At 43.7% G+C, this 13,308-nt stretch carries 10 protein-coding genes; 6 read left to right on the top strand and 4 right to left on the bottom strand.

Annotation, left to right across the window (positions count from 1 at the left end; genetic code table 11):
- The first annotated feature begins 34 nt into the window (after positions 1-34).
- Positions 35-523 (top strand): GNAT family N-acetyltransferase, encoded by a 489-nt coding sequence (locus C6Y39_RS14340; protein ID WP_105931919.1) that lies wholly within the window; start codon positions 35-37, stop codon positions 521-523.
- A 284-nt stretch (positions 524-807) separates the two neighbouring features.
- Here C6Y39_RS14340 and C6Y39_RS14335 read toward each other — a convergent pair whose 3' ends face one another.
- Positions 808-2,883, bottom strand: a complete 2,076-nt coding sequence (locus tag C6Y39_RS14335) for a TonB-dependent receptor (protein WP_105932052.1) — start codon at positions 2,881-2,883, stop codon at positions 808-810.
- A 464-nt stretch (positions 2,884-3,347) separates the two neighbouring features.
- On the bottom strand, positions 3,348-3,962 hold the full coding sequence (locus C6Y39_RS14330) for a TetR/AcrR family transcriptional regulator (protein ID WP_105931918.1): 615 nt from the start codon (positions 3,960-3,962) through the stop codon (positions 3,348-3,350).
- A gap of 211 nt (positions 3,963-4,173) precedes the next feature.
- Here C6Y39_RS14330 and C6Y39_RS14325 point away from each other — a divergent pair, with 211 nt between their 5' ends.
- Positions 4,174-5,262 (top strand): efflux RND transporter periplasmic adaptor subunit, encoded by a 1,089-nt coding sequence (locus C6Y39_RS14325; RefSeq protein WP_240618906.1) that lies wholly within the window; start codon positions 4,174-4,176, stop codon positions 5,260-5,262.
- A 3-nt stretch (positions 5,263-5,265) separates the two neighbouring features.
- Positions 5,266-8,307 carry an efflux RND transporter permease subunit gene (locus C6Y39_RS14320; RefSeq protein WP_105931916.1) on the top strand — a complete coding sequence of 1,014 codons (3,042 nt, stop codon included), beginning with the start codon at positions 5,266-5,268 and terminating at the stop codon, positions 8,305-8,307.
- 102 nt (positions 8,308-8,409) lie between these two features.
- On the opposite strand, the gene C6Y39_RS14315 is transcribed toward C6Y39_RS14320, so the two are convergent.
- Both C6Y39_RS14315 and C6Y39_RS14310 read right to left on the bottom strand, forming a co-directional pair.
- Positions 8,410-8,829, bottom strand: coding sequence for a CBS domain-containing protein (locus tag C6Y39_RS14315; protein ID WP_105931915.1), 420 nt, complete (start codon positions 8,827-8,829; stop codon positions 8,410-8,412).
- Positions 8,830-9,018: 189 nt separating this feature from the next.
- The gene (locus C6Y39_RS14310; RefSeq protein WP_105932051.1) at positions 9,019-9,516 is read right to left on the bottom strand and encodes a M48 metallopeptidase family protein; all 498 of its coding nucleotides are present in this window, start codon (positions 9,514-9,516) and stop codon (positions 9,019-9,021) included.
- 389 nt (positions 9,517-9,905) lie between these two features.
- Between C6Y39_RS14310 and C6Y39_RS14305 the strand changes: the two genes are divergently transcribed.
- From C6Y39_RS14305 to C6Y39_RS14295, 3 genes are read left to right on the top strand one after another with little or no spacing between them, the layout of a single operon-like run.
- Positions 9,906-11,147: a hypothetical protein gene (locus C6Y39_RS14305; protein ID WP_240618905.1), complete on the top strand. Its 1,242-nt coding sequence runs from the start codon at positions 9,906-9,908 to the stop codon at positions 11,145-11,147.
- Between the two features lie 9 nt (positions 11,148-11,156).
- Positions 11,157-11,600, top strand: coding sequence for a hypothetical protein (locus tag C6Y39_RS14300; RefSeq protein ID WP_240618904.1), 444 nt, complete (start codon positions 11,157-11,159; stop codon positions 11,598-11,600).
- Positions 11,593-13,197, top strand: a complete 1,605-nt coding sequence (locus C6Y39_RS14295; protein ID WP_105931913.1) for a sensor domain-containing diguanylate cyclase — start codon at positions 11,593-11,595, stop codon at positions 13,195-13,197. Before C6Y39_RS14300 ends, C6Y39_RS14295 begins: the two co-directional genes overlap by 8 nt.
- Positions 13,198-13,308: the final 111 nt, after the last annotated feature.

The raw sequence follows: 13,308 nt of genomic DNA, 5'->3' as shown, positions 1-13,308 counted from the left end.
GCTCATTTTTTTCATGTATTGAAAGGAAAATACAATGAGCAATTCAATTTCTATAAGACCCGCAACGCCCAGTGACATATCGCAAATTCGCCAGTTTATTCTGGAACTCGCCATTTATGAAAAAGCCGAGCACGAAGTTGAAGCCTCGGAGGCGGCGCTGTTAAAGACATTATTTGGAGAAGGAGCCACTGCTCACTGTGTAATTTGTGAAAACAATGATGCCCCTGTTGGCTTCGCCGTTTATTTCTTTAATTACTCTACATGGCAAGGACGAAATGGACTCTATCTTGAAGACTTGTACGTATCGCCTGCCTCTCGCGGCCTCGGCGCTGGCAAAGCACTGCTTCAGCATTTAGCCAAAACGGCAGTGGAAAACGACTGCGGTCGATTTGAGTGGAGCGTTTTAGATTGGAACAAGCCTGCAATTGATTTCTATGAGTCGCTTGGCGCGAAACCCAAAAGTGAGTGGCTAGGCTACCGCATGGATGGACAGACACTTATCGACTTTGCCAAACAAGGTTAACATTGCCAGTACAATAGGAAACTTGCTGACTTGCTGACTTGCTGACTTGCTGACTTGCTGACTTGCTGACTTGCTGACTTGCTGACTTGCTGACTTGCTGACTTGCTGACTTGCTGACTTGCTGACTTGCTGACTTGCTGACTTGCTGACTTGCATAGCGTCAAGGACAATCAACCATCACTGCAAGTTTTTTAAGCTCATTATCGATGCAATACCCTAAAATAAGAAAGCCATTCGCATACACGAATGGCTTTCTATCAATATATCAATTGTTGGTGCTTTACTTAGAAAGAACCAATTAGCGATAAGCGAGCATTGATTGGCGCACCTACCGTTGCCTGATGCGTAGAATGCGCATTAGGGAAGTAGAGGGTATCGGTTAAGTTTTCCACGTTTAACTGAAGACGCGTCTTGTCGCTAAGCGTGTAATATGCTGATGCATCAACGCGAGTATAGCTGGGTAGTACAGGTGAGTCTTCGCCTGTTACAACAAAACTTTCGTCTTGATATGTTGCACCAATACCGAAACCAAATACGTCATTGACTTCGTAGGTCGTCCATATAGACATGGTGTTTTCAGGCAGTTCACGAAGCGCAACACCACTGGCATTTTCGCCATCTAGGTTGCTGTAGTTCGCAGTAATATGCCACTTGTCAGTGATATATCCCTGGAGTTGGATTTCAAAACCTGAAATATCTGAATCTACTTCTATAAAGCGTTCAACGTCATTCGGGTCGTTATCAAGTGACGTTTGCTCATTTTCAAAGATAGCGGCGGTAAAGCTCATACTGTCGTTAAAATCCCACTTAATACCGATTTCTTGGTTAGTAAAGGTATCTGGGTCTAGTGCGTCTGCATCACCGTTGATGTTCGCATACTGCTCGCCACTGCGTGGTAGGAATGACTCGCTGTAGCTCGCATAGATTGAGATATTCTCTTGAGGCTTATAAACAAGTCCCGCTCGTGGCGATACTTCTTCGTCTTTTCTACTGCGCGTTTCTGCTGCAACAACGTTAAACACTTCGATATCGAAGCTATCGAAGCGTGCACCTAGCACTAAGTCGAAATTATCTGAAAGCGCTATTTCGTCTTGAACATAGAAAGAGTAAACATCGAGATCTACGCGGGTGTCATCGTTGATGTCAGAAAACGTTGCCGTTACTGTATTACCGTCTGCGTTAATGCCAGTTAGGCCGTTGAAACTAAGTGGACGAGATATAGTGAACGATTCTTTGTCACCACCAGTAGAATCAAATACTGGGTTGAAGCGGTCTTGATTCGATTTGGTATTAATAACCTCACCACCAAAGATTACCGTGTGTTCAATGCGACCTGTTGTGAATTCACCGACTAAGTTTGAAGATAAAATCAAATTTTCACGCTGGGTGTTATCTACATAACCATCAAGGGTTACTACTTCAGTGTCCGCGTCGTAACCAGCAGCATAAAAGTTTGCATAAACCTTGTCATAATCGCCATAAAAGGCGTTAAAGTTTCCTTTGAGGTTATCAGAGAAGGTATGTTCAACATTAGCACGGAATACATCGGCACCTAGTGTTTGATAATTGTTCTCTGGGTCGCCGAATACAATATCTTCAAACGCTTCTACTGGCTCACCATTAGCCGTTGGCACGCCACGGTCAATAAAACGTTCATGATCAATGTATTCATAAGAAAGGTCTACAATGGTGTCGTCGCTTACTTCAAAGCGAGCCGTAGGGTTGAAGCCATAGCGATCACCATAGAAAAAGTCGCGATGGTTATCCAGACTTTCGTACATAGCATTAATGCGAAGCGCGGACTTGTCGCCTGTATCAACGTTGGTGTCAAGCTGAAGGTTATACGCGCCAAACGTATTAGCAGATACGTTGTAATTTACAAACTTCTCGCCAGTTTTGGCCTTTTTAGATACGCGGTTTAAGATACCGCCAGTACCACCCCGTCCAAATAATAAGGCATTTGGTCCGCGAAGAATTTCAACTTGTTCTACGTTGTAAAGCGCGCGATAGTACTGAACGTCGTCCCGGTTGCCATCTAGGTAGAAATCAGCAGTCGAGCGCACACCGCGAAAAACCACAGCATCGCGATGCCCTTCACCTTGAGAAGTATTAACGCCAGGCGTGTAATCGATAATTTGACCAACACTCGTAATACCACGGGCGGTAATTTCTTCAGCTGTCATGATCGACAAGCTTTGTGGCACATCAATGATAGGAGTTGGGCTCTTTATCGAGTTAGACTGATTGACAGAAAGGTATTTCCCTTCAACCGTAAGTCGCTCTATTCCTTCCATATCAACAGCAAATGCAGCCGGGCTTAAAATTATCGCAGTAGCAATACTGGTTAGTCTAAAATTCAAAATTGCTCTCCAAGTGTTCTCAAACGTGTCGTGTGCTTTAAACAACCCATAATTCTTATTATTTGCCTGAGCGTTTAATGCCGCTTCTAATTGCGCCTGCAATTGCAAATAATAATAGTTGTCATTTGTGATGAGGATAATATAGAAAATTTTGCAAGATGACGAGACCCAAACAAGTAAAATTTGAAAACTCTTTATAAATTTTCTTAATTTTGCGTTCACACGGGGTTTGTGTGCTCGAAATTTAAACAAAACAGTATCTTTATGCCTGTTTCACCGTTTTCGAGGTATCTTTTGAAGTAGGATTTGAAATGCATTACTCAGGCATGAATTAAGAAATACAGGAAATTAATAGTGAGCTTATTGAAAACGAATAACGAAAAAACAAACGTAGAGGGGTGTAAGTGTTGAAATAAAATAGCTATCACATTACTCATGCAATAGCTTATTAGCTAGCAAGTCCATTACGCCACAGCGTAACGGCTTGTAATGAGAGCCACAGTGTTTTTAGCGATGTTTCGCTTATCTCTATCGCTTAATACGTCGTTTATCTTAAAAAGCTGCGGCCAAAAACACTGCCCTTTTACAAGACTGTCAATTTCATCGACAACCCGACTTAAGTCATCAAACTCAATTTTGTTGTCAGCTTTTGCAGCTTTTAACCAGCGATGCAGAGCCGTTTCTTGCGCCTTTAACTGCGCCACTTCGTCTTTGAGTTTCTCGGGCTCGTAGAAAAAATGCCCAATTGCAACCCTGGCGATATCCAAGTGCGACTCAGTTACGGTAAATTCGATATCTTGAAGAATTAGCTCACAGAGCTGTTCAGATAAATCGCGAGACGAATCGTACTCCACTGTTATACTTAACTTAGCTTCTTCAAACTGCTTGGTTATGAGGTGCATCACCAAATCTTCTTTCGTGGCGAAGTGATTGTACACCGTACGCTTAGACACATTCGCTAATTCAGCGAGCTTATCCATGCTTGTACCATTAACGCCGTATTCTTGAAACGCCTGTGTTGCTGCCTGAATAATTGCTTCGCGTTTTACGTCACTTCTCGTACGTGTGCTGCCCGTCATAACTTTGTTCTCGTATTAAGATACCTTCATTTTACACCGTGCAGTTTACTTTTCAATGTAGCCGCACTAAAATGCACTCACTAGTTTACTTTTAGATTTGGCGACAACATTACTTTGTCTAAAGTAATTTGTGTTTGGGTACTCATATTCACAGAGTCCTGAATGCACACGTCTATTTTCTATTTACCCTGACAATGGATTACATACACCTATGTCCGTGATGCGATTTACTCACATTTTATTTTTAAGCGTTGTTTCGGTTTCTATTCTTTCTGCCTGTTCTTCTGAAGAACCTGCCGAACAACAAATAAAGACTACTCCTCGCTACGTAAAGCTTGCCACTGTTAGTAACATACCTGACTTTGATGAATTCACCTTCCCTGCTGTTGTTTCAGCGGTGAAAACCGTAGATTTAAGTTTTGAAGTTTCAGGCAGACTTATTCAAACCGACTTGGTGACAGGTAGCGATATTGATAAAGGAAAATTGCTGGCGACTATCGACCGCAAGCCCTTTGAACGCCGTGTAGAAGAATCAAAAACGCGCCTTGAACAAGCAAAACGTGAGCTAGACAGAATCGAGAAAATTGTTGCTCAAAAGCTGGTTTCGCAAAGCTCATTGGATTCTGCGAAAACCTCTTACGAACTAGCGTTGATTGATTTAAAAAATGCAGAGCAGGATTTAAGCTATACACAACTTTATGCGCCTTTCGATGCGAAGGTGTCCCAACGATTAGTCGAAAATAATAGCTTCGTAGCGGCTGGTACTCCCATAGCCCGCCTGCAAGATGTATCTAAGATTTACTTCAACATCAACGTGCCCGAGCGTTTGCTCACCGCTAATATTGGTCGCGGTATCAAACAAGCTAGCGCTACACTGGCGACTAATCGCAATCGTTGGTATCCGGTTAATTATGTAGAGCATTCCACGCAGCCTGATCCTGTGTCGCAAACCTACGAAGTGGTATTTGCCATGGAACCACGCAAAGAGCTTCCTCTCACACCGGGTGCCCGCGCAGTGGTTAAAGTTAGCCTACAGGGAAGTTTATATCCCGAGGGCTTAGTGGTGCCTGTACAATCTTTGGTTGGCGATGAGGACTCAGGTTTCGCGGTCTGGGTATTTAACGATGAAACGAGTTCAGTGGTTAAACAAGCCGTCTCGGTTAAGCACATAGAAAACGAATTAGCCGTTGTTGAAGGCAAGGACGAAAGCGATATTACGTTGGGCCAACAGGTAGTTGCCGCGGGCGCTACACAAATGCGTGCAGACATGAAAGTACTTCCTTACCAAGGAGAGAAGTAGTTCATGGATATAGCACGCTATTCAATTGATAAACCCGTTAATATTTGGTTGATGGTCATCATTCTGCTTTTAGGCGGCATTTTGGCTATGAGCAAAATTGGTCGTTTGGAAGACCCTGCGTTCACTATCAAGCAGGTAAAGGTGTACACCAATTACCCTGGCGCCAGCGCTGAAAAAGTAGAGCGTGAGGTTACCGAACGCTTGGAAATTGCCATTCAGCAAATGCCGCAGCTAAAGGAAGTGACGTCAATTTCATCCCCTGGCCTCTCGGAAATTACGGTTGAAGTAAAAAGTACCTACGACAGTAACTTATTACCTCAGATTTGGGATGAATTGAGAAAGCGACTTCGCGACACGGCAAGTTCGCTGCCGACCGGTACGCGAGACCCAGTAGTATTCGACGATTTCGGTGACGTATACGGGCTTTACTATGCGTTAAGTGCACCAGACTTTGATACCCGAGAGCTTCGCGAGTTTGCACGAGTTATTCGACGAGACCTGCTAACCACAGAGGGTGTAGCTAAAGTTAATGTCACAGGCGTTCAGAAGGAACAAATTGTGGCGTATATCAACCCTTACCAATTGGCTGGGTTAGGTATTTCATTCCCTGATCTTGCTGCGCTTTTTGAAGAAAACTTGCGGCCATTTAACGGCGGCCGTATCAAGGTTGACGAGAAAAATGTGCGTCTTATCGTAGAACGGGAGCCAGATAGATTAGAAGAAATATCCAACTTAACCGTGGTGATACCCGGCACCACTCGCTCGCTTCGGGTTGCTGACATTGCCACGCTAAAACTAGAACCTGCCGACATACAGCCTGTTTACGTGCGCTACAACGGTGAGGAAGCACTTACTTTATCAGTATCTGCACTCACCGATGTGAATATTGTTGACGTAGGCGAGCGCGTTAACGCAAAAGTGGAGAAGCTACTCCAAGAGTTGCCTGTTGGTATTACGCTTACGCCCATATACGACCAAGCCTCAGTGGTTGATGAGTCAGTAACAGGGTTCATTAATAACCTGGTCATGTCAGTAGCCGTTGTTACCTTAACCCTGTGTTTATTTATGGGGTGGCGTTCTGGTGTAGTAGTTGGCTCTGTGCTGCTTGTTACTGTACTAGGTACTATTCTTGTGATGTGGCTCATGGATATTCAGCTACAGAGAATATCCCTTGGCGCCATGGTTATCGCCATGGGAATGCTAGTAGACAACGCCATTGTGGTTGCTGAAGGTATGATGCTTCGCATGGCCACCGGTTCCACGGCTAAAGAATCAGCCAGCTTTATTGTTAAGCGCACACAGTGGCCGCTACTTGGCGCAACCGTTATTGGTATTGCTGCATTTTCAGGCATCGGCCTTTCAAATGATGCCACCGGCGAGTTTCTTTACTCGTTATTTGCCGTAGTCTTAGTTTCACTAATGATCAGCTGGGTATTAGCAGTAACTTTAGTGCCCGTTCTCGGCGCGTATTTCTACCGCAAAGGTATGGGTCAGACTGCAGGCAACGAAATCTCAGCATCGCAGCGCTGGTTCAAGCGCACGTTGTTAGGCGCACTTAAACTTCGTTGGGTTACCATTGGTGCACTCTTTGTCATTACTATTGTGGCTTATGGAAGCTTTGGTATGGTAAAGCAAGGCTTCTTCCCACCATCAAATGCGCCGCTATTCTTTGTGCATTATTGGGGCCCGCAAGACAGAGATATTCGTGCAACAGAAGTTATCGCTAAGGAAGCGGAAAAACGTATTCTGGAGATGGAAAACGTGACGGCTGTAACCACCTTCATTGGCCAGGGTGCAGACAGATTCACCCTTACTTATGCACCTAAAAGCGCTAATGAAAACTATGCCTTTTTCATGGTTCGCGCAAACGAACTAGATAACATCCCAGCTATTCAAGAGAAGCTTAAAAGTAAGCTTACTGACTTAGACTTCGACGCCAATTTCTATATGGAACGCATGCAGTTTGGGCCCGGTTCTGGTGCAAAACTGGAAGCAAGGTTTTCTGGCCCAGATACTGAAGTGCTTCGTGAATTAGCGGAAAAAGCTAAAGCCCTGCTTTTTGCTGACGGTCAAGTTAAAGACGTTCGTCACAACTGGCGCGAAAAAGGCTTTGCTATCAACACGCAGTTTGACAACTACAACGCAGGTATTGCGGGCGTATCGCACAATGACTTTAGCCAAACTATTCAATACGCGAGTAGTGGTGTTCAGCTAGGCACAGTGCAAGACGGCGACTACGCCTACAGTATTATTGCGAAGATGGGTAAAGCGGAAGACACCGAGCTTCAGTCGATACGCGAGTCGCAGGTATGGTCTACCCAACAACGTCAGTACGTGCCTTTTACACAGGTGTCGCAAGGTTTAGAGTTAATGACCGAAGAAATGCGAATTCATCGCCGTAACCGCGTGCGCACCATTACTGTAGAAGCCGAGCCAGGTGACCACGAAACCGCGGCTAAAGCCTTGGCTAGAATTCGCCCGCTTATTGAAGATATTGACCTACCCGCGGGTTATGCTTTGGAATGGGGCGGCGAGTTTGAAAGTTCTAGCGATGCACAAAAAGCGCTGGGAGCCGGTTTGCCTGCGGGCTTCTTGGTAATGTTTATTATCTCGGTACTGCTGTTTGGTCGCGCTCGACAGCCCCTGATTATTTGGCTTGTGGTACCTATGGCTGTGGTGGGCGTAGTAACAGGCCTTCTTAGTACAGATATGCCTTTTGGCTTTATGTCGCTACTGGGCTTTTTGAGCTTGTTCGGCATGCTTATTAAGAATGCTATTGTACTAATTGAAGAAATTGACCTTCAAATTGAAGAAGGCCTGGCTATTCGACAAGCTATTGTTGACGCTACTATCAGCCGTGTACGTCCTGTGTCATTGGCGGCGGTAACGACTATCTTAGGTATGGCGCCGCTACTGTTCGACGCTTTCTTTGCCGATATGGCAGTAACTATCATGGGCGGCTTGGCATTTGCCACAGTACTTACGCTGATTGCAGTTCCTGTGCTTTACAGCCTGTTGTTTAAAGTCAGCTATCGTCAGAGCTAAGCCCTAAAAACTAATGGCCTCTTTACCGCAATATTTATAGACGCAGGTAGAGAGGCCACTGTTTTTTGAAAAACTCATAAAATAAAGATTAAGCGTACCGAGCTACCGCTTAGCCTCTACTCTACTTTGCATAAACTTCATCACATCGCGCCACGACACCATGCCAACTGGGTGCCTATCTTTATCGATAATGGGGATACAGGAAATCTTATGTGTATTGAAAAGCTCAATGGCCGCGAATACTGAGTCAGTAGGATTCAGCGTTATTACCTCACGGGTCATAATTTGATGGGCGCGTTTATCGAGCGTAGCGCGATCTAGCATACGCTCGCTTAACGTGTCGACGAAAGGACTAAGCGATTTCATTAAGTCTCTGTCGGATATAATACCCTGCAGTTTATTGTCGTGAACGACCACTAGATGATGAAAGCCCGTTGCAGCAAATAACTCTCTTAACGACTGCAAGCTATCATCCATGTGCACACTAACTACACGTGTAGACATAATTTTAGCAATGCTCATCAATACTCCTTATTCACTCAGCTTCTTTCTCTTGAAACATTCTGTCGCAACAAAAGTGTCGCGCTAGCTGTAGACGGCAACCACAATTCTGCATAATAGCTCGATAAATTAAGCTATTCAGCCTGCTAATAGTATTAGCTAGGCCCATTAACATAAAACACTCTTAGATAAATATCCGTTGCGTATACTTCAAACGTACGGATTCTCACCCATGGCCACCAAAACGCAGAATAACCGCAAGTCTAGTTCAAGCTGATGGTAATCAGGCTCCATGTAGCAACAAAGTTTATAGAAAGCTTTGTTGTGGTCCTTTTCTTTAAAGTGCGCCAGCTCGTGTACTACTAAGGCCTTCAATAAAGGCTCAGGTGCACGCAGCAAATCACTATTAATGGCTAAATCGTGCTTTCGCGTTTTACCTTGCATACGATAAGTATGTGTACCTAACGCATTGGTAACCATATCCCCTTGTTTCTTAAATGCTGCCCGACCAAATGGTGGCGCATTTTTTAAGTACTGCTTTTTAAAATCCGTCGCGTACTGGTAAAGCAACTTATCTGTAGTTATATCATGGGCTTTTGGATATTTTTTCAACAAGTAGCTTTTTAGCCGATTGTCCGAAATTAGCTGTAGGGCTTGTTCTACAATAGTTGAAGGGTAGCCATTAAAATACCGGGCATATTCATTCACGTTTAGTTCTCCTTTGCATAGAGAATTATAAAACATTTGAACGCTATTGATCACAGAGAGCGGCATGAAAAGTTTAAGCTTGAGTCTACTTAGAGAAAGTGCGTTACGTTTCTTCTTAAGGCTATTAAAAAATGACAAGCCAGTGCTCACAATGATTTCTTGGCTAAGCGGTTGGGTGCTATCAACTAAATGTATATAGCTAAATAGAATTATTTTTAAACCGCCTTAACTTGATGCATTTTATTAATTGGTTTTTAGGTACTTAAAATAAAACCCGTAATTTTTAAATTGCTTCTTCGTTTCTCTACTATGCTTGTACTAAAGTTAAATTGTCACGGATATGCGTTTAGGCAACAATCCAGCCAGACTTCAAATTGGGTAATAAAGTGATGAAAAAGCCGTACTTGTTTATCGCGGCCATCTTCAGCTTGCTGCTGGCTAACAGCGCGTCAGCAGAACAAGATAAGTTAAACATTAGCGGTTTTGGAACCTTGGCAACGGCTACCGCTGATACCAACAAATATCAATTTCGAAACGACCGGTCTCAAGCTGAGTTTGCAAAAAAAGATGGGGTTGCATTCAGGCCGTTAAGCTTAATCGGAGTACAGCTCGATTACAGCCTGTCAAACAATCTCGACTTTGTAGGGCAATTTGTTTATCGAGAGCAAGATGAGCAGAACATAAACTCGATAACGCAAATGGCGTTTTTGCGCTATGACGTAACGCCTTCATGGCAGATCAGAGCGGGAAGACTTGCAGCCGATATCTTCCATTTCAGTGATACCAGAGACGTATCTATCGCCTACCCTTGGGTAAAAGTGCCTACAGAAGTTTACGGCATTGTCCCGGCTAGAAGCCTTGACGGCGCTGATATTAGGTACTCTAAACGTTACGAAAACTTCAACTTATCGGTCAAAGGATTTTGGGGTAAAGGAGAAAGCGACTTTTCAAGTAAGGACTTTGAACCTATCACCTTTGAGAATTTACGCACGCTGGGCATTGAATTAACCGCTTTTGATTGGAGCGTAGCGTTAAAACACACGCGCACCGAAGCTGATAACGATAATTTCGATATAGCACAAGTCACCTCTGCCGTAGAGTTGTTACAACCTTTTTGGAGTGGAGCGGCTGATTTTTCGGATTCACTGCGACTGCGCGACGCGACTATTCAGTATACCTCTCTTTATGCCAACCGATATTTAGGTGACTGGGAAGTATCCGGTGAACTTTCGCATATTGATTCAGAATCTGTCGCACTAAGACCCTCTTTTAATGGCTTTCTAAATATTAGTTATCTTTATGGTGCGCATACCTTTTACGGACTATTTTCTTTTGCAGAAACTGATACCTATTTTCTCAGGGAAGAACAGCCTGAATTTCCCATCATTCCTGCTACAGCTGAACTCGCTATGTTTGTTGAAGAAGTGGCCAGCACACTAGCCCACCGACAGAAGTCATTCTCTGTTGGCTGGCGCTGGGACCTTAAAGAAAATCTAGCTTTTAAAGCCCAAATAGAACGCAGCGATATAGAAGCCAGAGGCACAGGCCTTCGGGCCAGAAATGGTTTAGTTGTGGATGACGAGGCGAGTGTCGCTCATACCCTTTTCTTTGCTTTAAGCTTCAGTTTTTAGGGGAGTATCGTGAGATTTTTTGATGGTTACTTTCTAATGCTTACGGTGCTACTTGGGCTGCAAGGTTTTTCTTGTGCTGTAAACGCCTCAGAGAAAATTGTCGTTGTGACACACCCCAAAAACACCGTGCAATTTTTAGACAAAAAAGGCCTTATTGATTTATTTATGGGTAAGTATTCAGCGTTTCCAAACGGCAAGCTTGCCACCCCTATTGATGTCGAAATTGAGACTGAGCTTAAAACCCAATTCTACCAGGCGTTGGTAGGGCTACCCTTAGCACGTGTAAATGCCTATTGGTCTAGGTTGAAATTTTCTGGTCGAGTAAAGCCTCCCGCAATCGAAAAAACTATAGACGATGTGAAACAGCGGTTGAAAGAAGATGAGTCTGCTCTAGCCTATGTTTATGAGTCCGCTGTCACTGACAGCATGAAAGTGGTATATCGTTTTGATTAATGTTCAAGGATTGGGCTTCCGCTTCTCGCTATTTTTAATCGCGGCGTCAATGTTAGTGGTATTTACCACCGCTGAATTTTTTTATCGCACTACCTATGAAAATGAAATTCGTGATGCCAATAATGATATTGAAGAGCTTTATCAGACGGTAGGGGCGACAGCGTCTATTGCGGCTTTTTTAGAAGATGAAGACTTAGCCAAAGAAGCCATTAATGGCTTGGTTAAAAGCGACAAAATTCTAGGGGCTTCAATAAAAAGCGACGCGCTGTACTATCAATTAAACGTAAACGAAGCCATTGATAGTAATATCAATCCACGTATTTTTATGGTGAGGCATCCCTTCATGCCAGAAGATATCTTGGCTGAAGTCAATGTATATCCCAATTTCGAGCATATTATTAATCAAGCAGAAAAAATCAGTATTGATAACAGCTATTCGCTTTATGCTGAAGCACTCGTGGTCGGCGGCGTAGCATTGTTAATCACATACTACATCATCATCTCTCCCATGCTTCGGGTAGGCCGCTCTTTAAACGAAATCACCCCTGGAACGTCACAGAGGATCCCAACGCCTAAATATCACTCCCGCAGTGAAATAGGTAAACTCGTTTACGACACCAACCAACTGCTGAATAAAGTTGAAGAGCAATTTACGCAAGAACGACAATTAAGAGAAGAAATCGAGTTTCTTGAAAAGCGGTTTAGAATGCTGTTTGAAAACGCCAAAACTGCAACTGTGTTAATGGCTGAGAATGGCACTATAGCGCTTCGAAACGAGGCGTTTAATGATTTAGTAGAGAAAACGGAGATTGGAATAAAGCAAGGCTATGGGGAACTGTTAGACGAACTATTCGAAACACCAGAAACAATGAAAGCTGCACTTCAAGAAGCCTTTGCGCGAAACGAGTTTGCGACGGGAGAGTACAAGCTAAAAAGTAGCGCAAATGACAATGCCATTTGGGTTCAACTTATTGCTAGCCCATTACTGACAGAAGAAGGTGAACGTTACTACCAGCTTACCTTGAATGACATTTCGAGTCGTAGACACGAGTTACAAAAGCTTGCGCTACAAGCAGATTTTGACGCTTTAACGGGTATCTACAATCGAAATGGCGGTGAAAAGCTCATAGCCAAACTCATGAGAAAGGAACACCAGTTCGCGTTGGCACTGATCGACCTTAACGGTTTTAAAGCGGTAAATGATATTTACGGTCACGATGCGGGTGACGAGGTTCTCATTTTTGTTGCTGAGCAATTGAAAGAAAAAATACGCAAAAACGACGTCGCGATACGTTGGGGCGGCGATGAATTTATGTTGTTACTGCAAGCGGATGATGAAACGTCAGTTCAGAAAGTGGTGGACAAAGTAAATAGTGGTGTTAAACAGCCCTTCTATTTTAACAATGATACAAGGCCTACTGTGGTTTCTATGAGTGTGGGCGTGGCTTTTTACCCTCAAACAAGCAGTAATATGCATGCGTTGATTAAACTCGCTGACATTGCCATGTATCAAGCAAAACAAAATAAGGTATCGGCACCTGACGACTACCTTATCTTTGCCAACCAATCTCGTTTCGATAATGGATATATGGATTAGAAAGCTTCTAACCACGATAAGATCCAGCCCCCTTGCCACTATTAATTTGTCAATAAAATGTACTGTCCTTCGACATCTGCGCGATGAACGCAGCATCAACAAAATCTGTAC

The organism is Alteromonas gracilis, from assembly GCF_002993325.1.
Lineage (GTDB): Bacteria > Pseudomonadota > Gammaproteobacteria > Enterobacterales > Alteromonadaceae > Alteromonas > Alteromonas gracilis.
The sequence above is the reverse complement of the archived record's forward strand: the minus strand, read 5'-3'. Positions and strand labels throughout refer to the sequence as shown.

Bases quoted from the DNA above. Each gene is read 5' to 3' on its own strand.
- C6Y39_RS14320 (WP_105931916.1), top strand. From the start codon at position 5,266: ATGGATATAGCACGCTATTCAATTGATAAACCCGTTAATATTTGGTTG.
- C6Y39_RS14325 (WP_240618906.1), top strand. From the start codon at position 4,174: ATGTCCGTGATGCGATTTACTCACATTTTATTTTTAAGCGTTGTTTCG.
- C6Y39_RS14340 (WP_105931919.1), top strand. From the start codon at position 35: ATGAGCAATTCAATTTCTATAAGACCCGCAACGCCCAGTGACATATCG.
- C6Y39_RS14330 (WP_105931918.1), bottom strand. From the start codon at position 3,962: ATGACGGGCAGCACACGTACGAGAAGTGACGTAAAACGCGAAGCAATT.
- C6Y39_RS14315 (WP_105931915.1), bottom strand. From the start codon at position 8,829: ATGAGCATTGCTAAAATTATGTCTACACGTGTAGTTAGTGTGCACATG.
- C6Y39_RS14305 (WP_240618905.1), top strand. From the start codon at position 9,906: ATGAAAAAGCCGTACTTGTTTATCGCGGCCATCTTCAGCTTGCTGCTG.